At 71.5% G+C, this 21,912-nt stretch carries 15 protein-coding genes and 1 riboswitch; of the genes, 8 read left to right on the top strand and 7 right to left on the bottom strand.

The features are described 5' to 3' along the window. Positions 1-121: 121 nt before the first annotated feature. On the bottom strand, positions 122-1,348 hold the full coding sequence (locus ACZ4Z4_RS28815) for a C40 family peptidase (protein WP_468333471.1): 1,227 nt from the start codon (positions 1,346-1,348) through the stop codon (positions 122-124). An 8-nt stretch (positions 1,349-1,356) separates the two neighbouring features. Continuing rightward, positions 1,357-1,512: riboswitch (cyclic di-AMP (ydaO/yuaA leader) on the bottom strand. 267 nt (positions 1,513-1,779) lie between these two features. On the opposite strand from ACZ4Z4_RS28815, the gene pcrA reads away from it, so the two are divergent. Next, positions 1,780-4,257, top strand: coding sequence for a DNA helicase PcrA (gene pcrA, locus ACZ4Z4_RS28810; protein WP_468333468.1), 2,478 nt, complete (start codon positions 1,780-1,782; stop codon positions 4,255-4,257). Between the two features lie 26 nt (positions 4,258-4,283). Here pcrA and ACZ4Z4_RS28805 read toward each other — a convergent pair whose 3' ends face one another. Both ACZ4Z4_RS28805 and ACZ4Z4_RS28800 read right to left on the bottom strand, forming a co-directional pair. Further along, a complete protein-coding gene (locus ACZ4Z4_RS28805) occupies positions 4,284-5,723 on the bottom strand; it encodes a M23 family metallopeptidase (protein ID WP_468333465.1) in 1,440 nt (479 codons plus the stop codon). Between the two features lie 228 nt (positions 5,724-5,951). Further along, the gene (locus ACZ4Z4_RS28800; protein WP_468333462.1) at positions 5,952-6,896 is read right to left on the bottom strand and encodes a lipase family alpha/beta hydrolase; all 945 of its coding nucleotides are present in this window, start codon (positions 6,894-6,896) and stop codon (positions 5,952-5,954) included. Between the two features lie 424 nt (positions 6,897-7,320). On the opposite strand from ACZ4Z4_RS28800, the gene ACZ4Z4_RS28795 reads away from it, so the two are divergent. After that, positions 7,321-7,731: a cobalamin B12-binding domain-containing protein gene (locus tag ACZ4Z4_RS28795; RefSeq protein ID WP_398300317.1), complete on the top strand. Its 411-nt coding sequence runs from the start codon at positions 7,321-7,323 to the stop codon at positions 7,729-7,731. Between the two features lie 104 nt (positions 7,732-7,835). Here the strand turns inward: ACZ4Z4_RS28795 and ACZ4Z4_RS28790 are convergent, their stop codons facing one another. Then, positions 7,836-9,449 carry a DUF5691 domain-containing protein gene (locus ACZ4Z4_RS28790; RefSeq protein WP_468333460.1) on the bottom strand — a complete coding sequence of 538 codons (1,614 nt, stop codon included), beginning with the start codon at positions 9,447-9,449 and terminating at the stop codon, positions 7,836-7,838. A 114-nt stretch (positions 9,450-9,563) separates the two neighbouring features. Then, a complete protein-coding gene (locus ACZ4Z4_RS28785; RefSeq protein WP_468333457.1) occupies positions 9,564-10,952 on the bottom strand; it encodes an SWIM zinc finger family protein in 1,389 nt (462 codons plus the stop codon). 153 nt (positions 10,953-11,105) lie between these two features. Between ACZ4Z4_RS28785 and ACZ4Z4_RS28780 the strand changes: the two genes are divergently transcribed. The 3 genes from ACZ4Z4_RS28780 to ACZ4Z4_RS28770 are packed head-to-tail and all read left to right on the top strand — an operon-like array spanning position 11,106 to position 15,999. After that, positions 11,106-12,230: an ATP-binding protein gene (locus ACZ4Z4_RS28780; protein ID WP_468333454.1), complete on the top strand. Its 1,125-nt coding sequence runs from the start codon at positions 11,106-11,108 to the stop codon at positions 12,228-12,230. Continuing rightward, entirely contained in the window at positions 12,227-14,833 is a 2,607-nt protein-coding gene (locus tag ACZ4Z4_RS28775) for a DUF5682 family protein (protein ID WP_468333451.1), read from the top strand. The genes ACZ4Z4_RS28780 and ACZ4Z4_RS28775 overlap by 4 nt, the downstream gene beginning before the upstream one ends. Beyond that, a complete protein-coding gene (locus ACZ4Z4_RS28770) occupies positions 14,830-15,999 on the top strand; it encodes a VWA domain-containing protein (protein WP_468333449.1) in 1,170 nt (389 codons plus the stop codon). Before ACZ4Z4_RS28775 ends, ACZ4Z4_RS28770 begins: the two co-directional genes overlap by 4 nt. Positions 16,000-16,098: 99 nt before the next feature. On the opposite strand, the gene ACZ4Z4_RS28765 is transcribed toward ACZ4Z4_RS28770, so the two are convergent. After that, a complete protein-coding gene (locus ACZ4Z4_RS28765; RefSeq protein WP_468333446.1) occupies positions 16,099-16,818 on the bottom strand; it encodes a hypothetical protein in 720 nt (239 codons plus the stop codon). Between the two features lie 253 nt (positions 16,819-17,071). Here ACZ4Z4_RS28765 and ACZ4Z4_RS28760 point away from each other — a divergent pair, with 253 nt between their 5' ends. The 3 genes from ACZ4Z4_RS28760 (at position 17,072) to sucD (ending at position 20,355) form a co-directional block, all read left to right on the top strand. Beyond that, positions 17,072-17,938 (top strand): hypothetical protein, encoded by an 867-nt coding sequence (locus ACZ4Z4_RS28760; protein ID WP_468333443.1) that lies wholly within the window; start codon positions 17,072-17,074, stop codon positions 17,936-17,938. A 332-nt stretch (positions 17,939-18,270) separates the two neighbouring features. Continuing rightward, positions 18,271-19,449, top strand: a complete 1,179-nt coding sequence (gene sucC, locus ACZ4Z4_RS28755) for an ADP-forming succinate--CoA ligase subunit beta (protein ID WP_468333440.1) — start codon at positions 18,271-18,273, stop codon at positions 19,447-19,449. Between the two features lie 21 nt (positions 19,450-19,470). After that, positions 19,471-20,355 (top strand): succinate--CoA ligase subunit alpha, encoded by an 885-nt coding sequence (gene sucD / locus ACZ4Z4_RS28750; RefSeq protein ID WP_468333437.1) that lies wholly within the window; start codon positions 19,471-19,473, stop codon positions 20,353-20,355. Positions 20,356-20,645: 290 nt separating this feature from the next. Here the strand turns inward: sucD and ACZ4Z4_RS28745 are convergent, their stop codons facing one another. Next, positions 20,646-21,857 carry a helix-turn-helix domain-containing protein gene (locus tag ACZ4Z4_RS28745; RefSeq protein ID WP_468333434.1) on the bottom strand — a complete coding sequence of 404 codons (1,212 nt, stop codon included), beginning with the start codon at positions 21,855-21,857 and terminating at the stop codon, positions 20,646-20,648. Positions 21,858-21,912: the final 55 nt, after the last annotated feature.

Below are 21,912 nucleotides of genomic sequence, written 5' to 3'. Positions count from 1 at the left end.
TGGCGCGTGATGTGGGAGCGGGAGGCGAACCCTCCCGCCGGCCCAGGACAACGCATCCGGGGAGGATGCGGGCCACGCGCGCGTAGAGGGGGCGTCTCGCTGCTGCGAGGGGCCTTCGTTCTCAAGCGGGGCGTACCACGCTGTGGATCGGCATGTAATAGATCGACTCGACGCGGACGTTCGCGCCCGGCTTCGGGGCGTGGATCATCTTGCCGTTGCCGATGTAGATCCCCACGTGACTGATGTCGTCGTAGAAGAACACAAGGTCACCCGGCTTGGCATCGGCGGTCTTCACGGTCGTGCCGACCTTGACCTGGTCCCATGTGGTGCGCGGCAGGGAGATCCCCGCGGCCTTCCAGGCGTCCTGGGTGAGTCCGGAGCAGTCGTAGGAGTCGGGGCCGGTGGCGCCCCAGACGTACGGCTTGCCGATCTGACCCTCCGCAAAATCGATGACCTTCGCGGCCTTGGTGGCGTAGCTGCCGTCGGTGCTTCCGGAGCCGGAGCCGGAACCGGAGTCCGAACCCGAGCCCGCGTCGGAACCAGAACCAGAACCGGAGCCGGATCCGGAACCAGAGCCCTGGTCGGCCTCCCGCTCCTTCTCCCGCTGCGCCGCCTCCTCGGCCTTCCGCTCGCGCTCCGCCTCCGCGGCCTGCTCGCGGGCCAGCTTCTCGGCCTTGCGCTTGGCCTCCTGCTTCTTCTTCCGCTCGATCTCCGCGAGCCGCGCCTTCTCCTCGGCGGTCAGCTTCGAAAGGAGCTCACGCGCGTCGCCCAGCTTCTTCTGGACGGTCCGCTTGCTCGTCCTGAGGTCGTCCCGGGAGTCGCTCAGCGTCTTGAGGCTCTTCGCGGCCTTCGTACGCTGCTCGGTCGCCGACGCCTGCTGCGCCTGGTAGTCGTCGACCGCCTTCTTCTGCCGCGAGGTCAGCCGGTCCGCCAGGTGGTTCTGGTCGAAGTAGCCCTGCGGGTCGTCGGCGAGCATCATCGCGGCCGTCTCCGAGACGGCACCCGTGCGGTACTGGGCAGCGGCGAACGAGCCCAGCTCCTCGCGTGCGTCGTTCAGCTCATCCGTGCGCCTGGCCACGTCGTCGAGCAGGCGGTCGACCTTCTTGCGCTGCTTGTCGGTGCGCTCCTTGACCGAGTTGTACTTCTGGGTGGCCACGCCGGCCTGCTGGTAGAGCTCGTCGACCTTCTTCTGGACCTCTTCGAGGCTGGGCTTCGTCGGCGCGGAGGGCGCCGCCTGCGCGCTCTGTGCCAGGAGGGCGACGGAGGTGAGGGCTGCCGTCGTGATGCCGATGGCGGGGGCCGTGCGTATGCCGGTTGTACGGGTCCGCGGCTTGCGGTGCGACGCCAAGGGAGGCGACTCCTTCCGTAGACCGCCTACCGGGTTAGCTGTCGGGTTCGGGCGGGTGGTTCGGAAGGCTGCCCTACAGTCCCGTACTTCGTACGGGACCGATTCACCCCAAGGTTCTGGTGGGTCCCCGGCTCCGAACACGTCGGACTCGGCGGAGGCCACCCGTTCCCGGCGGGGTTCGCCGGTGGGGGGCGAGTGGCCCGCCGGGCACGCTAGCCAACCCGTGTCACTCCTGTGAAGGTTGATGTTCGATATGCCCGATACATTTTCGTGACTTTACGAGGCCCTTGATGCGGGCAGGGCGGCGAGGGGGTGGAGGCGTAGCGGAGTGTGATCGCGTGCGAGCGCGGCGTAGGAAGAGGCGTAGGAAGGCCGGGGTGTGTCCGGAACCGCAGCGGGTTGTCAGTGGGGCCGCCTAGACTCGGGAGGCGATGAGCAGCCTCTTTGATGACAGCTTCCTGGCGGACCTGCAGCCCTCCCGGGCCGCGGACGAAGCGCCTCCGCCGCCGCCCGAGGACAGCGCTCCGGAGCCCATTCCGGACGATTTGTTCGACGGGAAGTTCGACGCGCCCATGACCCGGGAGTCGCACTACCGCGACGGCGCCCCGCGCCCGGTCATCGACCCGGCGTCGCTCCTCGACGGGCTGAACGAGAACCAGCGCGCGGCCGTCGTGCACGCCGGCTCCCCCCTGCTCATCGTGGCCGGCGCCGGCTCCGGCAAGACCCGTGTGCTGACCCACCGCATCGCGTACCTCCTCGCCGAGCGCGGCGTGCACCCCGGCCAGATCCTCGCGATCACCTTCACGAACAAGGCCGCGGGCGAGATGAAGGAGCGCGTCGAGCAGCTCGTCGGCCCCCGGGCGAACGCGATGTGGGTGTCCACCTTCCACAGCGCCTGCGTCCGCATCCTCCGCCGCGAGTACAAGAAGCTGGGCTTCACCTCCTCCTTCTCGATCTACGACGCCGCGGACTCCAAGCGCCTCATGGCCCTGGTCTGCCGCGACCTGGACCTCGACCCGAAGAAGTTCCCGCCGAAGTCGTTCAGCGCCAAGATCTCGAACCTGAAGAACGAGCTGATTGACGAAGAGGACTTCGCAGGTCAGGCTGCCGACGGCTTCGAGAAGACCCTCGCCCAGGCCTACGCCATGTACCAGTCGCGCCTCCGCGAGGCGAACGCGCTGGACTTCGACGACCTGATCATGACGACGGTCCACCTGCTGCGCGCCTTCCCGGACGTCGCCGAGCACTACAGGCGCCGTTTCCGGCACGTCATGGTGGACGAGTACCAGGACACGAACCACGCGCAGTACGCGCTGGTGCGCGAGCTGGTCGGCCCCTCCGGAGGCGAGGGGGACGACCCGGCGGAGCTGTGCGTGGTGGGCGACGCCGACCAGTCCATCTACGCCTTCCGCGGCGCCACGATCCGCAACATCCTCCAGTTCGAGGAGGACTACACCGACGCGACGACGATCCTCCTGGAGCAGAACTACCGCTCCACGCAGACGATCCTGACCGCCGCCAACGCGGTCATCGAGCGGAACGAGAGCCGCCGCCCCAAGAACCTCTGGACCAACCAGGGCGAGGGCGCACGCATCACCGGATACGTCGCCGACACCGAGCACGACGAGGCCCAGTTCGTCGCCGACGAGATCGACCGCCTCACCGACGCGGGCGAGGCCAAGGCCGGCGACGTCGCGATCTTCTACCGGACGAACGCCCAGTCCCGTGTCTTCGAAGAGATCTTCATCCGCGTCGGCCTGCCCTACAAGGTCGTCGGCGGCGTCCGCTTCTACGAGCGCAAGGAGGTCCGCGATGTGCTGGCCTACCTGCGCGTTCTCGCCAACCCCGAGGACGCGGTCCCGCTGCGCCGCATCCTGAACGTGCCGAAGAGGGGCATCGGTGACCGCGCCGAAGCCATGATCGACGCGCTCTCGCAGCGCGAGAAGATCTCCTTCCCGCAGGCCCTGCGCCGCGTCGACGAGGCGTACGGAATGGCGGCCCGCTCCACCAACGCCGTCAAGCGTTTCAACACGCTCATGGAGGAGCTGCGGACCATCGTCGAGTCCGGCGCAGGACCGGCCGTCGTCCTGGAAGCCGTGCTCGAACGCACCGGTTACCTCGCCGAGTTGCAGGCATCGACCGACCCGCAGGACGAGACGCGCATCGAGAACCTCCAGGAGCTCGCCGCCGTGGCGCTGGAGTTCGAGCAGGACAACAGCGCGGCCGCCGAGGGCGAGGAGGGGACCGCCCCGGCCGGTACGCTCTCCGACTTCCTGGAGCGCGTCGCCCTGGTCGCCGACTCCGACCAGATCCCCGACGAGGAGGACGACGGCTCCGGAGTCATCACACTCATGACCCTGCACACCGCCAAGGGCCTCGAATTCCCCGTCGTCTTCCTGACCGGCATGGAGGACGGCGTCTTCCCGCACATGCGCGCCCTCGGACAGGTCAAGGAGCTGGAGGAGGAGCGCCGCCTCGCCTACGTGGGCATCACACGCGCGCGTGAGCGGCTCTATCTGACGCGGTCCTCGATGCGCAGCGCCTGGGGCCAGCCGTCGTACAACCCGCCGTCGCGTTTCCTCGAGGAGATCCCGGACACGCACCTGGACTGGAAGCGGACCGGTTCGATGGGCGCGCCCGCGTCGTCCGGGCCCGCCGCGGGCATCGCCTCGACGCTGTCCTCCTCGCGCTCGCGTTCCGGCGGGGCGCAGGGCTTCGCCACGCGCCGCGCGTCGGAGAAGCCGGTGGTGTCGCTCGCCGTCGGCGACCGGGTCACGCACGACCAGTTCGGCCTCGGGACCGTGGTCGGAGTGAAGGGGACAGGTGCGAACGCCGAGGCGACGGTGGACTTCGGAGAGCCCAAGCCCAAGCGCCTGCTGCTGAGGTACGCGCCGGTGGAAAAGCTCTGACCGGCAGGCCGGCGGCCGGAGTTACGTTACGTCGGGTCGAGGCCGTGGCTGCGGAGCCACGGCAGCGGGTCGATCGCCGAGCCGCCGGCGGGCCGCACCTCGAAGTGCAGGTGCGGTCCTGTGGAGTTGCCGGAGTTCCCTGAGAAGGCGATGGTCTCGCCCGCCTTCACGGGACCGCTGGAGATCTTGTGCGTGGAGAGGTGGCAGTACCACGTCTCCGTGCCGTCCTTCGCGGTGACGATCGCCATGTTGCCGTAGGCGCTGTTCCACTTGGTCGTCACCGTGCCGTCGGTCGCGGCGAAGACCTCGCTGCCGTACGACACCGGGAAGTCGATGCCGGAGTGCGCCGACATCCAGTTGACGCCCGCCTGGCCGTACTGCGCGCTGAGGCCGTGCTGTTTCACCGGCAGGGCGAACTTGGGGCGCAGCCGCTCCTTGCGCGCCGCCTCGGCCGCCGCCTTCTTCTGGGCGGCCACCTTCTCGGCCTTGAGGTCGATGCGTTCCTGCGTGCGGCTCGCGCGGTCCGCGAAGTCGCCGGCGTCGGCGGAGAGATTGGCCAGCTGGGTGTCCAGCTGGTTGTTGGCGGCGGCGGGCTGCACGGGCGCGGTGTCCGGAGCCGACGCTGCCGCTTCCTTCTTCTCGTCGTCCCCGCCGAAGTTGCCCACCGACGCGGCGGCCACTCCGGCGACGCCCATCACGCAGGCCGAGGGCACCGCGACGGTGAACAGGGCGGAGCGTTTGGCGGGGGTCCGGCGGCGGGTCCTGGAGCGGCCGCCGTCGGCGCCGCCACCCTTTCCGCGGGAGGCGCGGGACGCGCGGGGAGCGGCGCTCCCGGGATCCGCGGCGACCGCCTCGGAGTCCGTCCCGTACGCGGCTTCGGCGTCGGCGTCGAGCGCGTACTGGTCGAGGTCGGAGCGCTCCGCTTCGTGCGGCGAGGCCTCGTCATGCCGGTCTTGCGGGTCGTACGCGCTCGTGTCGAAAGTCTGCGTGTCCCACTCGCCGGCCTGCGGCGTCCGGTCCCAGGCGGTGGTGTCCCACTGGCCCGTGGAGTCGGGGCCCTGCTGCGAGGGGATGTCGGCGAGTTGCTGGTAGCCACCGGTCGACCACATGGAGGCGGTGTCGTAACTGCCGGTGTCGTACGTCTCGGCGTAGTACTGCGCCGCGTACGGGTCCTCGGCGAGCGTCGTCCGCTGCGGCGGGGCCGGGGTGGCCGTGGTGGTCGCCCACTGGCCCGTGTCCTGCCCGGCGCCGGGCATGTCACCGAAGAGCGGGTCGGTGGCGAAAGTACCGGTGTCGAAGCTTCCGGTGTCGAAACCGGTGGCGGCGAAGGTGCCGGTGGAGTAGGTGTCGTAGCCGTAGCCGCCGTGCTCGGCGCTCTGTTGGTCGTACGTCGGGTAGTGCGGTTGGTCGGCGCCGGGTGCCGAGGACGGGGGAGTCGAGCTCCCCGACGGGTGACGATCGTTCACCAACTTCTCTTTCGCCTCGGCAGCAGGGGCGGAGCAGTGCGGCGACTGTACCCGGCGGTATACGGGCGCGACAATCTTCGGCAGGTTTCACGGTTTCAGGAAACGGGCATTCGGCCGTCTTTCGGGGGACTGTGGGCACAGCCTTGGCTCTGCGTTCGAGGTTCGTTCGATAGGAGTGAGGGCGTGCGGGGGTGCGGGGTGGGGAGTGACGGATGGGGTCGGTCCGGTTCAGGCGACCGTCAGTCCGCCCGGCGCGCTCTTGGCGTCGGCTCCCGGATTCGCCAGGTCGAGTGCCTGGCGTATGCCGTTCGCGACGGCGGGGTGCACCGGCAGCGCGAGATGCCCGATGCCGGTCACGCGGACGTTCTGCGCGAGCAGGTCGGGGTGGTCGACGCAGGCCGTCTCCAGCGGGTCCATGATCTGGTCCAGGTCGCTCCAGAAACTCACGAACTGCGTGCGGCAGCCCTGTGCGGGCTCCTTGAGTTCCTGGATCACGTCGGAGCCGGGACGCATCTGCCGGACGATCGGGTGGGCGTCGGCGAGCGGCACGACGCGGGTGCCGGCGTGCGGGGTGCCGAGCGTGACCAGCGTGCGCACGCGTGCGTCACCGTCGAGCCGCTGTACGTAATAGCGGGCGATCAGGCCGCCGAGGCTGTGTCCGACGATGTCGACCCGGGCGTGTCCCGTGCGCTCGCAGATCTCCTCGATGTGGCGGCCGAGTAATTCGGCGGCGACGCGGATGTCGCAGGTCAGCGGGGAGTAGTTGAGGGTCTCCACCCGGCGGCCGTGCTGGGAGAGCGCGCGGCGCAGCAGTACGAAGACGGAGCGGTTGTCGATGAAGCCGTGCAGGAGTAGGACCGGAGGCCTGCCGTCCGGGGGCAGGCGGGGAGCGCCGGGGGGTGGCTGGACCGGGGCCGGCCTGCGCTCCTGGGCGATGCCGGAGGGGTAGAGGAGCACGTGGCCCGCGAGGATCGTCAGCTCCAGGGCGGTCGCCTTCAGCAGGGCCACGGAGAGCCCGGCCACTTTGGCCGGCAGGGCGGGGAGAAACGGGAGAGACGGGAGGGATGGAAGAGACGGGAGGGCCGGGAGTGGGGTCAGGCCGAGGATTTTCGGCAGCAGCGAACCGAGCGGGCGAAAGGGGCGCGCCCCCGCGTGAGCCTTGGTGACCGGCATCGTCGACCTCCCGTTTGGCGCACGGAAGGGAGGCTCTGTCCCCCGTGTGCCCTAGGGGGAGTCGTGGTCGAGGAGTCGGCTGTGCGATGGCGATCCCGGCCACCGCTCTGCGGTGACTCCTTGCCCCCGTTGCATCGCCGATGCGCGGTGTCACCACGCCGTGCGGCTGCCGGCGCGGTGGCCCGGCGTCTCGTTGCGGCTCCCCTCGCGCCTGGTCCGGATGCGGAGCGTGAACCCCTGGGTTACGGACGGGCGCGCAGCGAACGTGTCCCACGTGTGATTTCCCCCTCCCTCTCCACCGTGAAACTGCCGCTTGCGCGATGCTGGGGATAACGTTCGTTCACTTCCCCGGCCGGTGCGGCGCGGGGTATCTGTGCCGGGACAGACTGTTGTCGGTTACGGATATCGGTACATGGAGGCAGTGATGGGTGTGGCAGCCGGGCCGATCCGCGTGGTGGTCGCCAAGCCGGGGCTCGACGGGCACGATCGCGGGGCCAAGGTGATCGCGCGGGCGTTGCGCGACGCCGGTATGGAGGTCATCTACACCGGGCTGCACCAGACGCCCGAGCAGGTGGTGGACACCGCGATCCAGGAGGACGCCGACGCGATCGGCCTCTCCATCCTCTCCGGAGCGCACAACACGCTGTTCGCGCGGGTGTTGGAGCTCTTGAAGGAACGGGACGCGGAGGACATCAAGGTGTTCGGTGGCGGCATCATCCCGGAGGCGGACATCGCACCGCTGAAGGAGAAGGGCGTCGCGGAGATCTTCACGCCCGGGGCCACCACCACGTCGATCGTGGAGTGGGTCCGCGGGAACGTGCGACAGGCCGTCTGAAGGCCCATCGCCGAGGCCGTCCCAGGGCGCCCGTCGCCGTGGCCGTCTGAGGGTGTCCATCGCCGCGGTGGTCCGAGGGGGGCCCGTCGCCGTGGTGGTCGGCGTCATGTCGGCGGGGTGAGTTCGTCGCGTATCGCCGCGCGCAGGCGCAGGGTGGTGACCAGGCGCTGGAACGCTTCCGACCAGTAGCCGCCCGCGCCGGGTGACGCGTCCTCCGCTTCGTCGGGGACCGCGGTGAGCGCTTCCAGGCGGACCGCCTCGGCCGGGTCCAGACACCGCTCGGCCAGGCCCATCACTCCGCTGAAGCTCCACGGGTAACTGCCCGCGTCGCGCGCGATGTTCAGGGAGTCCACCACGGCCCGGCCCAGAGGCCCGGCCCAGGGGACCGCGCAGACGCCGAGCAGTTGGAACGCCTCAGACAGGCCGTGCGCCGCTATGAACCCCGCCACCCAGTCCGCGCGCTCAGCAGCGGGCAGGGAGGCGAGCAGTTTGGACCGCTCGGCGAGGGACACGGCGCCCGGGCCCGCCGCGTCGGGTGAGGCGGGGGCGCCCAGCAGCGCTCTCGACCAGGCCACGTCACGCTGGCGTACGGCCGCGCGGCACCATGCGGCGTGCAGTTCGCCCCGCCAGTCGTCGGCAACCGGGAGCGCCATGATCTCCGTCGGGGTGCGGTTGCCGAGCCGGGGCGGCCAGGTGGCGAGCGGGGCCGCTTCCACGAGCTGGCCGAGCCACCAGGAGCGCTCGCCCCGGCCGGCGGGGGGCTTCGGGATGACGCCGTCCCGCTCCATGCCCGCGTCGCACTCGTGCGGCGCCTCGACGGTGAGGGTCGGCGTGCTCGATGTGTGGTCGACGGCCACGCAGGAGGCCGCGCGTGCCGACATCCGGCCGGCCAGGGCCGATTCGGGGAGCGCGGACAGCAGTTCCGCCGCGGTGGAGCGGACGTTGCGGCTGCGGTCGGTGAGGGCCTGCTCCAGGAAGGGTTCGTCCGCGGCGGAGAGGCCCGTGCGCAGCGAGTCGAGGAACATCAGCCGGTCCTCCGCCCGCTCCGTCGGCCAGGTGGAGGTGAGCAGGTCCAGGGCCATGCGGGCGTTGTCCGCGCGCAGGGCGGTGAGCAGGGCGACACGCTCGGCGAAGAGGCCTTCCTCCCAGAGCTGACCGACTCTCTGTGCGTCGTCGGTGGACGGGAGCGCCACGCCGCCTCCCGGGGTGGCACGGAGCGCGAACTTCCAGTCGGGGTTCAGACGGGCCAGCCAGAGAGCTCTCGGGCCCGCGAAGGTGAGTGCCTGGGGGCGCAGGTCCGTGCGGCCGCGGGCCGCGTTCAGGAGGGCGGGCAGGAGCTCCGGTGGTGCGCTGTATCCCCGCGCGTTGGCCAGGGCCAGCCACTGGGGCAGGAGCTCCATCAGGTCGGGTGCGGCGCCGCGCCGGCCGGCGCTGCCGGTGCCCGGCTGGTCGGCGAGCAGCGTCGCGAGCCTGCGTCCGGCCGCGGGCGGCACCTGCGGCCTGGGGTCGTCCGGGGCGGGTTCGAGTGGTGCGGCGGCCGGCGCCGGGCGCAGGCCCGCCCTGCGGCGCACCGTCTGCACGGCCGCCGCGTCCAGGAGGGCGAGCGGCGCCTCCTTGCCGGGGGCGTTGATGGCGGGCGGCAGCGCGCGGCGGTCGGTACCCAGTAGGGCGGTCGTGACCAGGTCGTCCCAGGTGGGGGTGGGAGGTGAAGTGGGCATGGGTGTCTCCTGGCGTGTGGACGTCTGCTGGTGCGCGGTCGTGCCCCTGGTGTGCGGCTGGCTCCTGGTGTGTGTTCGTTTTCTGATGTGTGTTCGTCCCATGGGGTGCGGTTGTCAGCACAGCGACACCGGCTCTCGTGAGTCCTTCCGCCAGGCCGTGAGGGGCGTGAAGCCTTGATGGCCGCACTCGCCGAAGACCGTCAGCGGCGTGCCTCCGGACAGGGAGACCAGACGCCATAGGCCTGGCCGGGACATGGCGGCTGGGGACAAGGGGAGGGCGGTGGTGGCTCCGGAGTCCGCCAGGTGGCCCGGCGGTTGTTCCGTCGGTCCGTCCGCCAGCTGCCAAGAGTCTTCGTGCGGGGTCGGTATCACCCCGGTGAGCGTGACCGGCCAGGACTCCAGCCAGGGGTCGCCGCGCAACGCTTCGCCGTAGCGGACGGCGGCCTCTTCCGTGCGTATGCCCGGGGGTCGGTGTGCGGTGGGTGCCGGTGCTGCGAACTGTTCGCCCAGGTCCACGCGCGGCTGGGACGCGCCGGGGTAGGCGGTCACCTCGGCGTCGAGCGCCAGGCCCACCGGGAGGGCGAGCGTGGGCGCGCGGCCCGCCGCGCCGTACGAGAGGAGGAGCGCGGTACGGCCCGATTCCGTGCCGTACAGCCATATGCGGCGTGTGGTGAGTCTGCTGTCCGCCGTGTCGTACTGGGCGAGGACCAGCCACTGGTCCCGCAGCGGTGGGCCTTCCGGGTGCGCGGGCAGGCCGACGCGCGAGCGGACCGTGGCCGCCAGGTCGGCCGGCAGCCGGTCGCGGTGGAGCCAACCCTGGTCGAGGAGGTGGAGCAGCGCACACTCCTCCAGGAGACGCGCGGGCCAGCCGGGCCCGGAGGACGGGATCGCCCCCAACTCCCGCACCCGAGCGGCGAGTCCCGGCGCCTGCGCGTCGACCATGCGGGCCGCCGTCTCCTCCCACGCGCCGTACCCCGCCTGCTCGGCCGAGGCGGTGCCGCCGCGGAGCAGGTCGGACAGGCGCTGCTCCAGCTCCGACGCCCCCGCGGTGATCCGCTCGGCCCGCTTCTCCGCTCTTCTACGGGCCGCCTCCGGGTCCGCCGCGCCGGCGGGCACGGCAGCCGAACTCCGCCTGTCCTCGGCCTTCTTGCGGCGTGACGTGAGCCATTCCTCGGCCCAGGGCGGCGGATCTCCGCCTTCCGGCACGGTGCCGTCCGCGCCCGTCCAGACCAGCAGCAGCCCCAGCGCGTGCTTGCACGGGAACTTGCGGCTCGGACAACTGCATTTGTACGCCGGGCCCGCCGCGTCCGCGATGTCGACGACCGTCTGATACGGCTTGCTGCCACTGCCCTTGCACAGCCCCCACACCGTCCCCTCGTCAGAACTGCCCGCCTCCGACCATGGGCCGGCGACGCCGAGTTTGCTTCCCGCCTTGCGTGACGGGGCGTCAGGAGCCAGTGCCAGCACCTGATCCGCCGTCCAGCGCACCCCCTGCTGAGTCATGTCTCGAAGGTAGGCGCAGCCACTGACAATCGACCCGGCGGCAGACTTTTGCGCAGGTCAGCGGCGTGCGGAGGCTGATTGTCAGTGGCGTGGTGCACCGTTGAGACATATCCGGGCCAGACGCGTCCGGACGAGCTGGAGGGGGATCGCTCCATGACCGTTTCCGTCGACTCGACGACGTCCGCGACCGCGAATCCGTCGGATGCCCTGCGGCCGCACGCCGAGCAGGCCTTCGCCGCCGAACTGGCCGCGCTCGCCGCGCAGGACGACCGGCCGAGGCCGCAGCGGTGGAAGCTCTCGCCGTGGGCCGTCGCCACCTATCTGCTCGGCGGCACCCTGCCCGACGGCACGGTGATCACGCCGAAGTACGTGGGGCCGCGACGCATCGTCGAGGTCGCCGTCACCACCCTCGCCACCGACCGCGCGCTGCTGCTGCTCGGCGTCCCCGGCACCGCCAAGACCTGGGTGTCCGAGCACCTCGCGGCCGCCGTCAGCGGCGACTCGACCCTCCTCGTCCAGGGCACCGCGGGCACCCCGGAGGAAGCCATCCGGTACGGCTGGAACTACGCCCAGCTGCTCGCGCACGGCCCCAGCCGCGACGCCCTCGTGCCCAGCCCCGTCATGCGGGCGATGGCGGAGGGCATGACGGCCCGCGTCGAGGAGCTGACCCGCATCCCGGCCGACGTGCAGGACACGCTGATCACGATCCTGTCGGAGAAGACGCTGCCCATCCCGGAGCTGGGGCAGGAGCAGCAGGCCGTGCGCGGCTTCAACCTCATCGCCACGGCCAACGACCGCGACCGCGGGGTCAACGACCTGTCGAGCGCCCTGCGCCGCCGCTTCAACACCGTCGTCCTGCCGCTGCCCGAGAGCGCCGACGCCGAGGTCGACATCGTCTCGCGCCGCGTCGACCAGATCGGCCGCTCCCTCGACCTGCCCACGGGGCCGGAAGGCATCGACGAGATACGGCGTGTCGTCACCGTCTTCCGCGAGCTCCGCGACGGCGTCACGGCTGACGGGCGGACGAAACTGAAGTCGCCCAGCGGCACGCTGTCCACGGCCGAGGCGATCTCCGTCGTCACCAACGGGCTCGCGCTGGCCGCTCACTTCGGGGACGGCGTCCTGCGCCCCGGCGATGTCGCCGCCGGCATCCTCGGCGCCGTCGTGCGCGACCCGGCGGCGGACCGCGTCATCTGGCAGGAGTACCTGGAGGCGGTCGTGCGGGAGCGCGACGGGTGGAAGGACTTCTACCGCGCGTGCCGCGAGGTGAGCGCATGACGAGGGCGCCGGAGCCGCTGTTGCTCGGGGTGCGGCACCACGGGCCGGGTTCCGCGCGTGCGGTGCGGGCGGCGCTCGACGAGAGGCGGCCCGACGTCGTGCTCGTGGAGGGCCCGCCCGAGGCCGACGCGCTGGTGCCGCTCGCCGCCGACGAGGGGATGCGGCCGCCGGTGGCGCTGCTCGCCCATGTGGTGGACGAGCCGGGCCGTTCGGCGTTCTGGCCGCTCGCCGAGTTCTCCCCGGAGTGGGTCGCCATCAAGTGGGCCTTGGGGCATGGGGCGCCGGTGCGCTTCATCGATCTGCCCGCGGCGCACTCGCTCGCCCTGCGCGCCGAGGCGGAGGAGGGGGGCGACAAGGCGCCGCCGGGGGAGGACGGCGGACGGCAGCAGGACGGTGAGGAAGGCGGACTGGAGCAGGACGGTGAGGAGGACGGGAGCGCAGAGGGCGTGCGAACCGACGTGCGGATCGACCCCATCGGCGTCCTCGCCGAGACCGCCGGGTACGACGACCCCGAGCGCTGGTGGGAGGACGTCGTCGAGCACCGGGGAGCGGACGGTGACGCGTTCGCCCCGTTCGAGGCGCTGGGCGACGCGATGGGGGCGCTGCGCGCGGCATACGGGGACGGCGGGCACGACCGTGACCTGGTGCGCGAGGCGTACATGCGGCTCCAGGTGCGCGCCGCGCAGAAGGAGTTCGGGCCCGAGCGGGTCGCCGTGGTGTGCGGGGCCTGGCACGTCCCCGCGCTGCTGCGGAAGGTCACCGTGGCCGCCGACCGGGCGCTGCTCAAGGGGCTGCCCAAGGTGAAGGCCGAGATGACGTGGGTTCCGTGGACCCACCGCCGGCTATCCCGCGCCAGCGGGTACGGCGCGGGCATCACCTCCCCCGGCTGGTACGGGCATCTGTTCAGCGCACCCGACCGGCCCGTCGAGCGGTGGATGACGAAGGTCGCGGGGCTGTTGCGCGAGGAGGACATGCTCGTCTCGTCCGCGCACGTCATCGAGGCGGTGCGGCTCGCCGACACGCTGGCCGCCATGCGGGGGCGGCCACTGGCCGGGCTGACCGAGACGACCGACGCCGTGCGGGCGGTGCTGTGCGAGGGCTCCGACGTCCCGCTCGCGCTCGTGCACGACAAGCTCGTCGTGGGTGACGTGCTGGGCGAGGTGCCCGAGTCGGCGCCCGCGGTGCCGCTCCAGCGGGACCTCACGCGGCTGCAACGCACGCTGCGGCTCAAACCGGAGGCGGCGGAGCGGGAGTTGGAGCTCGACCTCCGCAAGGAGACCGACGCCGCGCGCAGCAGACTGCTGCACCGGCTGCGGCTGCTCGGCGTCCACTGGGGGGAGCCGGTGGCGGCGCGGGGGAGCACGGGGACGTTCCGGGAGGCCTGGCGGCTGCGGTGGGAGCCGGAGCTCTCCGTGCGGGTCGCGGAGGCGGGCGTGTGGGGGACCACGGTCCTCGCCGCGGCCACGGGCAAGGCCTCGTCCGACGCGGTCGACGCGCGGGCCCTCGCCGACGTCACCGCGCTCGCCGAGCGGTGTCTGCTGGCCGAGCTGCCGGACGCGCTGCCCGTGGTGATGCGGGTCCTGGCGGACCGGGCGGCGCTGGACGCGGACGTCGGCCACCTCGCGCAGGCGTTGCCCGCGCTGGTGCGGTCCCTGCGGTACGGGGACGTCCGGGGGACCGGCACCGAGGCTCTCGGCGGGGTGGCCCTGGGCCTCGCCGAGCGGATCTTCGTGGGGCTGCCGCCCGCGTGCGCGGGGCTGGACGCGGAGGCGGCCGTGGAGATGCGGGGGCACGTCGACGCCGTGCACCGGGCGGTGGGACTGCTCGACGACATCCACCCGGGCCGGGCCGGAGGGCCGGAGCCTCAGCCGCCACCACCCGGCGCCCCGGACACGGCTCACGCGGCGACGGGACGGGGGGTGCGGGAGCGCTGGCACTCCGTGCTCCGGGTGCTGGGGCAGCGGGACACCGTCGCCGGGGTCGTGCGGGGGCGGAGCGTGCGCCTGTTGCTGGACGCGGGGGTGTGGGGGGACGAGGAGGTCGCCCGGCTCATGGGGCTCGCGCTGTCCCGGGGCAGCGCGCCCGCGGAAGGGGCCGCCTGGATCGAGGGGTTCGTCGGAGGCGGTTCCGGCGGCGGGATGCTGCTGGTGCACGACGAGCGGCTGCTCGGTCTGGTCGACGACTGGCTGAGCGGGGTGTCGGACAGCGCCTTCACCGACGTACTGCCGTTGCTGCGGCGCACTTTCTCGGCGTACGAGCCGGGGGTGCGGCGGACGTTGGGCGAGCTGGTGAGACGTGGGCCGGCGGGGGCCGGAGCCGGGGCGGGGCGCGGGGCGAGCGGGCCCATGAGGGGGGCAGGGGGAGGCCTGCCCGGTTTCGCCGATGAGGTCGATGCCGCGCGCGCGGACGCCGTCCTGCCGATCGTGCACCTGCTGCTGGGCCTGCCGACGGGACCACGAGCGGCAGCGGAACAGGGTGGGAGAGAGGCGAGGGGAGAGGAAGCGGAGGCGACAGCGGAGGTGGAGGCAGAGGTGGCGGGGCGCGCGGTGTCGGGGGCCGCGGTGGGGGTCGACGGCAGCGACTGTGTGGGGGTGGCGGGATGAGCGGGACGACCGATGAGCGGCTGCGGCGGTGGCGGCTCGTGCTGGGCGGGGACGGCGCCGACGGGACGGGATGCACGCTCACCGGCCAGGACGCGGCGATGGATGGCGCGCTCTCCGCGCTGTACGGGGGAGGGGGCGAGAAGGACGGCCGGGGGCGGGACCGTTCGGCGGGGCTCGGGGCGTCGGCGCCGTCCGTGGCGCGCTGGCTCGGGGACATCCGGGCGTACTTCCCCTCGTCCGTCGTCCAGGTCATGCAGCGCGACGCCATCGACCGGCTGGGGCTCTCCGCGCTCCTCCTCGAGCCGGAGATGCTGGACGCCGTCGACGCGGACGTGCACCTGGTCGGCACCCTGCTCTCCCTCAACAAGGCCATGCCGGAGACGACCAAGGAGACCGCGCGTGCCGTCGTGCGCAAGGTCGTCGAAGACCTGGAGAAGCGGCTCGCGACCCGGACCCGTTCCACGCTCACCGGAGCCCTCGACCGCAGCGCCCGCGTCAGCAGGCCCCGCCACCACGACATCGACTGGAACCGCACGATCGCGGTCAACCTCAAGAACTACCTGCCGGAGTACCGGACGATCGTCCCCGAGCGGCTCATCGGGTACGGGAGGGCGTCCCAGTCCGTGAAGAAGGAGGTCATCCTCTGCATCGACCAGTCGGGGTCGATGGCCGCGTCCGTGGTCTACGCCTCGGTGTTCGGGGCCGTGCTCGGGTCCATGCGGTCGCTGAACACACGGCTCGTCGTCTTCGACACGAACGTCGTCGACCTCACCGACCAACTCGACGACCCGGTCGACGTCCTCTTCGGTACGCAGCTGGGCGGCGGGACCGACATCAACAGGGCGCTGGCGTACTGCCAGTCGCAGATCACCCGGCCCGCCGACACGGTCGTCGTCCTCATCAGCGACCTCTACGAAGGCGGCATACGCAACGAGATGCTGAAGCGGGTCGCGGCGATGAAGGCGTCCGGAGTGCAGTTCGTGACGCTGCTCGCGCTCTCCGACGAAGGTGCTCCCGCATACGACCGCGAGCACGCGGCGGCGCTCGCGGCGCTGGGCGCGCCGGCCTTCGCCTGCACGCCGGACCTCTTCCCGGAGGTGATGGCCGCGGCGATCGAAAGGCGCCCACTGCCCATACCGGACACGGCGGCGGGGAACGGGACATGAGCAGGCATCGGTGACGGCGGGCTTGCGCGACGGCGTGCGTCCCGTGCGAGTATCTACGCGCCTCGCCCACCCTTTCAGAGGAACATTCCCGCCTTGACCTCAGTTTCCGCGCTGCTCGCGGCCGTTCCGCCCGGTGCCGCTGTGCGCTCCGTGCGTGCGGTGGCCGGTCGGCGTGGGCTGCACGTGGTGCTGTTGCTGGGTGGGTTGCTGGTTCTCGGGTTCCTCTTCGGGGAGCGGGCACAGGCGGCGGATGGACTTCCTGTCGGTGACGCGGGGCAGTTGCGGGTCCAGCAGGTTCAGGACGTTCAGCCGGTGCGGCAAGCTCAGGAAGTTGAGCCGGTTCGGCAGGTCCAGTCGGTTCAGCCGGTTCAACCCGCTCGGCAGGTTCAGCCCGCTCGGCGGGTTCAGCGGGTTCTGCCGGTTCGGCAGATTGCGAATGTGCCGCCGGTTCGGCGGGTTCAGCAGGTTCAGCGGGCTTTGGCGGACGAACTGGTTCGGCCGCTGCGGGGGACGGAACCTGTTCGCGCGGTGACGCCGGTTGCCGCGGAGCCCGTCGTACGGCATGTCGTACGCCCAGTCGTGCGCACCGGTGCACGTGCAGCTGTACGTCCTGTCGTACGCGCTGAGTCTCCGGAGCTGCTGCCCGTGCAGCCCGAGCCGCCCCGGTTCATCGAGCCGGACCGGCGCGATCAAGTCCACGTTGCGAACGGTACGAAGCGTGTGCCGTTGCCCGGGCCGGCGTACCCCGGTGGCGGCAGTGGCAGTCTCGGCAATGCGTCGGTGGGCGACGGTGGTTCGTCGCGCCACGGTGATCTGCACGCCGCCGCGTTCGGTGGTCGTGCGCCGGTTCGGATGCAGTCCGGGCCCGGGGTTCCCGCTGGCCCCGCGCCGATCCGTGACAGACAGCGCGACATTCCCGAATTCCCCGGCTAGGGCAGCCCTTTCCCCGCGACGACCTGCCGCGCGGGGGCGGTACAGGTCTGCCCTCCGGTCACCGGACATCTCCGGAAGCACCGGGTTCACAGCCGGAGCTCGTGAGTCAGAGCTCGAATTCGAAGGATCCGACGCAAGCATGAACAAGAACATTCGCCGTTCCATCGTCATAGCCGCCGGTGTCACGGGTGCCTGGGCACTCGGTTCCGCCGTCGCCAGCGCCGACGAGCTGCCCCAGCACTCCATCGCGCTGCCGGACCAGGCGTCCGACGCCGTCGCGGAGGTCGCGGAGGTCGCGGAGGTCGCGGACGACGCAGAGGTCCCCGAGGCCCCGGAGGCCCCGGAGGCCCCGAAGACCCCAGAGGTCCCGGAGGCTCCGGAGAGCCCGGACGTCGCTGACCAGGACGACATCGACTACCTCTTCGGCCCCCTCTCCGCCTTCGCGCACACCCCGGCCGACGCCCCCGTCGATGCCCCGGCCGACGCCCCGGCCCGTGTCCTGGACACCGCCACCCCCATCGCCGATGAGACCGCCGCCGCTGTGCTGCCGCCCGTCGCGGCCACCGCTGTCGACGGTGCCGTGCCGGTCGCGGGGCAGGCCGTCGGCGACGCGGCGTACCTGGCGCAGGGCGTGGTCGGGGAGGTGCGGCCGTTCGCCGGTGGTGTGGTCGGTGAGGTTCCGCCGTTCGCCGAGGCGGTCGTGGGGGAGGACGTGCGGCCGTTCGCGGATGGCGTCACCGGTTCGGTCACGCCGCTGGTGCGGACCGTGACGGACCAGGTGCGGCCCGTCGTGCGGGGGGTCGGCGGCAGTGCGGGCGGCCTGGCGCAGGGGGTGACGGGTGATGTCCGGCCCTTCGCGGGTGGCGTCGCCTCGCAGGTCCAGCCGTTCGCGCGGGATCTCGCCGGGACCGTCGCTCCCGACGCCCAGGACCTCGCGGGCCACGCCGCCACCGGAGTCCGGGGCGTCGCCGCGGACGTGACGCCGGGCTACCTGCACACCAGCTGATCGCTGGAGCAACAGAAGCAAACGGCCGTAGCAACGTAAGCAAACGGCTGGAGCAACGGAAGCAAACGGGCGGTCCCTGGCGCAGCAGGGGCCGCCCGTCGGCACTTCGCGGCCGCGATCTGTGACCGTCATCACCGCCCAAATGTGATCTGCGATTTAGGGACCCACGTCCTGCGGCGATAACCTGCGAGACGGACATGCCGCGTACTGGACTCCGTCCTACGCCTCCCTTGTGACAGCGCAGTCACGTTGCCCTCCGCGGCACGCCCATGCAGACAGCTGACACCAATGCAGCAGATCGCAGCGAGATCACGGATAAGGGACGGACGCGCGTGGACCTGTTCGAGTACCAGGCGAGGGACCTCTTCGCCAAGCACGGTGTACCGGTGCTGGCCGGTGAAGTCATCGACACGCCTGAGGCGGCGCGCGAGGCCACCGAACGCCTTGGCGGCAAGTCGGTCGTCAAGGCGCAGGTGAAGGTCGGCGGCCGCGGCAAGGCCGGCGGCGTGAAGCTGGCGGCGGACCCGGACGAGGCCGTCGCCCGCGCGACGGACATCCTCGGCATGGACATCAAGGGCCACACGGTCCACAAGGTGATGATCGCCGAGCTGTCCCCGGAGATCGAGGCGGAGTACTACGTCTCGTACCTCCTCGACCGCACCAACCGCACCTTCCTCGCCATGGCGTCGGTGCAGGGCGGCATGGACATCGAGGAGGTCGCGGAGAAGACCCCCGAGGCCCTCGCGAAGGTCCCGGTCGACTCCAACGACGGCGTCACCATCGAGAAGGCCCGCGAGATCGTGGCCCAGGCGAAGTTCCCGGCCGAGGTGGCCGAGAAGGTCGCCGAGGTCATGGTGACCCTGTGGGACACGTTCGTCGCCGAGGACGCGCTCCTCGTCGAGGTCAACCCGCTGGTGAAGACCAAGGACGGCCGCATCCTGGCCCTGGACGGCAAGGTCTCGCTCGACGAGAACGCCGACTTCCGCCAGCCGGACCACGAGGCGCTCGAGGACAAGGACGCAGCCAACCCGCTCGAGGCTGCTGCCAAGGCCAAGGGCCTCAACTACGTCAAGCTCGACGGCGAGGTCGGCATCATCGGCAACGGCGCGGGTCTCGTGATGAGCACCCTCGACGTCGTCGCGTACGCCGGTGAGAACCACGGCGGCGTGAAGCCCGCCAACTTCCTCGACATCGGTGGCGGCGCCTCCGCCGAGGTCATGGCGAACGGCCTGGAGATCATCCTCGGCGACTCGGACGTCAAGTCCGTCTTCGTCAACGTCTTCGGTGGCATCACCGCGTGCGACGAGGTCGCCAACGGCATCGTGCAGGCCCTGGAGCTGCTCGCCTCCAAGGGCGAGAAGGTCGAGAAGCCGCTGGTCGTGCGCCTCGACGGCAACAACGCGGAGCTGGGTCGCAAGATCCTGAGCGACGCCAACCACCCGCTGGTGCAGCGTGTGGACACCATGGACGGCGCGGCCGACAAGGCCGCCGAGCTCGCGGCCGCGAAGTAAGGGACGAGGGAAAGAACAGCCATGGCTATCTTCCTCAACAAGGACAGCAAGGTCATCGTCCAGGGCATGACCGGTGCCACGGGCATGAAGCACACCAAGCTCATGCTGGGTGACGGCACGAACATCGTCGGCGGCGTGAACCCGCGCAAGGCCGGCACCTCCGTCGACTTCGACGGCACCGAGGTCCCGGTCTTCGGCTCCGTCAAGGAGGCCATGGAGAAGACGGGCGCCAACGTCTCCGTCCTCTTCGTGCCGCCGGCCTTCTCCAAGGCCGCCGTCGTCGAGGCGATCGACGCCGAGATCCCGCTCGCGGTCGTCATCACCGAGGGCATCGCCGTCCACGACTCCGCCGCCTTCTGGGCGTACGCGAAGTCGAAGGGCAACAAGACCCGCATCATCGGTCCGAACTGCCCGGGTCTGATCACCCCCGGTCAGTCGAACGCGGGCATCATCCCCGGCGACATCACCAAGCCGGGCCGCATCGGTCTCGTCTCGAAGTCGGGCACGCTGACGTACCAGATGATGTACGAGCTCCGTGACATCGGCTTCTCGTCGGCCGTCGGCATCGGTGGTGACCCGGTCATCGGCACGACGCACATCGACGCCCTCGCGGCGTTCGAGGCCGACCCCGACACCGACCTGATCGTCATGATCGGTGAGATCGGCGGTGACGCGGAGGAGCGTGCGGCGGACTTCATCAAGGAGAACGTGACGAAGCCGGTCGTCGGTTACGTCGCGGGCTTCACGGCGCCCGAGGGCAAGACGATGGGCCACGCGGGTGCCATCGTCTCCGGTTCCTCCGGTACCGCTGCCGCGAAGAAGGAGGCGCTTGAGGCTGCCGGGGTGAAGGTCGGCAAGACGCCTACCGAGACGGCGAAGCTGGCGCGCGAGATTCTGGCGGGCTGACTCCGTCGGTTTCGCAGTGTTTGAAAGTGGGCCCGCACCTCAGCGTATGAGGTGCGGGCCCACTTTCGTCTTTTCGGCTGCGGGTCCGGTGGGGGCTTGTCGCGCAGTTCCTCGCGCCCCTGAAAACCCCCGGTCCGGTGGGGGCTGGTTGCGCAGTTCCCCGCGCCCCTGAAAACCCCCGGTCCGGTGGGGGTTGGTCGCGCAGTTCCCCGCGCCCCTGAAAACCCGGGCCGGTGGGGGCTGGTTGCGCAGTTCCCCGCGCCCCTGAAAGCCCCCCCGACGGGGCGTGTCTACGGCAGGCGGGGGGTCAGGCGGGGGTCGCCTGTGGTTAGTTCTGAACGGAGTTTTTCGCGGAGGGTGGTGTCCTCGTAGGAGAGGGGGCCCGGGCCCATGCGGGGTGGTACGCCGTTGATGGCGGTGCCGGGGGCCTGTGGGGGTTCGTACTGGGTGGGTGCGTTGCGCAGGGTCAGGGCTGTCGCGCCGACGATCAGGGCCGTGAACGCGATGGCGGCGCGCGTCCAGAAGCGGGCGCGGTACTCGCTGCCTGTCCTGACCCGCTCCGCCCTGGGCAGCCGCAGCGCCTCGGCCCCCGCGACCTCCATGAGGCGCCGGTGCAGCACTTCGGGGTCCGCCAGTTCGGGCATCTTCTCGGCGACCGCCGCGCGCGCGTGCAGCAGGCGTTTCGCGGTGGCCGGTGTGCTCGCCTCCGTCTCGGCGGCGGTGTCCGGCAGGTCGAGGCCGAGCCCGTCGTAGAGCATCAGGGTGCGGCGCTGCGCGGGCGGCAGGCTCAGGAGTACGTCGAGGAAGGCGCGGTCGGCCGCCGTCGTGGGCAGGGCGTCCCGCTGGTGCCAGCCGGGCCGGAAGCGGTGCCAGGGGGACATCGCGTACTCGTACGCCGCCGCGCGCACCCACCCCGCCGGGTCGCGGTCGACCGCCACCTCGGGCCAGCGCTGCCACGCCAGTTGGAAGGCCCGCTCCACCGACTCCTGTGCCAGGGCGCGCCGTCCGGTGAGCAGGTACGTCTGGCGTACGAGGCCGGGGGCGCAGTAGGCGCAGAGGGCGTCGAAGGCCTGGGCGGGGCTGTGGTCCCGCGGTCCGGGCACCGGGGGCGCGGCGGTCGTCGTCACCCGGATGGGCTGGGGCAGGGGGACGGTGTTGGTGGGGATGGGGGGCCGGGCGGTGGTGGTGGCGGGAGCGGAAGCTGTCGCCGGTGCCGTGGTGTGGGGCGGGGTTCGTTTCGGGGGGCGCGCGAGGGATCCGGCCGGGGGTCGTGTCTTCGGGGCGCGTCCGGTGGCCGGAGCGGCGGCCTCCGGGGTCAGGAGTCGCAGGTAGGCCTCCCGTTTGCGGCCCCGCGGCGCGGTGCGGCCCGTTTCCCACGAACGGACCGTCTCGCGGGTGACGCCGATCTTCGCCGCGATGTCGGCCTGGCTCAGCGACTTCGCCTCGCGCAGCCTGCGGCGTTCCTTGGGGGACGGCAGAGGCGTGGCAGGGCTCTGGGGCATGTCGGACTCTCCGCACCGTGGGCCGACGTACGGCGGGGGCCGGGCGCGGCTGACC

It is taken from the genome of Streptomyces sp. NPDC030245 (assembly GCF_055572995.1).
The sequence above is the reverse complement of the archived record's forward strand: the minus strand, read 5'-3'. Positions and strand labels throughout refer to the sequence as shown.

Excerpts from the sequence above, each read along its gene's own strand:
- pcrA (WP_468333468.1), top strand. The coding sequence starts at position 1,780 with ATGAGCAGCCTCTTTGATGACAGCTTCCTGGCGGACCTGCAGCCCTCC.
- ACZ4Z4_RS28800 (WP_468333462.1), bottom strand. The coding sequence starts at position 6,896 with ATGCCGGTCACCAAGGCTCACGCGGGGGCGCGCCCCTTTCGCCCGCTC.
- ACZ4Z4_RS28795 (WP_398300317.1), top strand. The coding sequence starts at position 7,321 with ATGGGTGTGGCAGCCGGGCCGATCCGCGTGGTGGTCGCCAAGCCGGGG.
- ACZ4Z4_RS28790 (WP_468333460.1), bottom strand. The coding sequence starts at position 9,449 with ATGCCCACTTCACCTCCCACCCCCACCTGGGACGACCTGGTCACGACC.
- ACZ4Z4_RS28785 (WP_468333457.1), bottom strand. The coding sequence starts at position 10,952 with ATGACTCAGCAGGGGGTGCGCTGGACGGCGGATCAGGTGCTGGCACTG.
- ACZ4Z4_RS28780 (WP_468333454.1), top strand. The coding sequence starts at position 11,106 with ATGACCGTTTCCGTCGACTCGACGACGTCCGCGACCGCGAATCCGTCG.
- ACZ4Z4_RS28775 (WP_468333451.1), top strand. The coding sequence starts at position 12,227 with ATGACGAGGGCGCCGGAGCCGCTGTTGCTCGGGGTGCGGCACCACGGG.
- ACZ4Z4_RS28770 (WP_468333449.1), top strand. The coding sequence starts at position 14,830 with ATGAGCGGGACGACCGATGAGCGGCTGCGGCGGTGGCGGCTCGTGCTG.
- ACZ4Z4_RS28760 (WP_468333443.1), top strand. The coding sequence starts at position 17,072 with ATGAACAAGAACATTCGCCGTTCCATCGTCATAGCCGCCGGTGTCACG.
- sucD (WP_468333437.1), top strand. The coding sequence starts at position 19,471 with ATGGCTATCTTCCTCAACAAGGACAGCAAGGTCATCGTCCAGGGCATG.
- ACZ4Z4_RS28745 (WP_468333434.1), bottom strand. The coding sequence starts at position 21,857 with ATGCCCCAGAGCCCTGCCACGCCTCTGCCGTCCCCCAAGGAACGCCGC.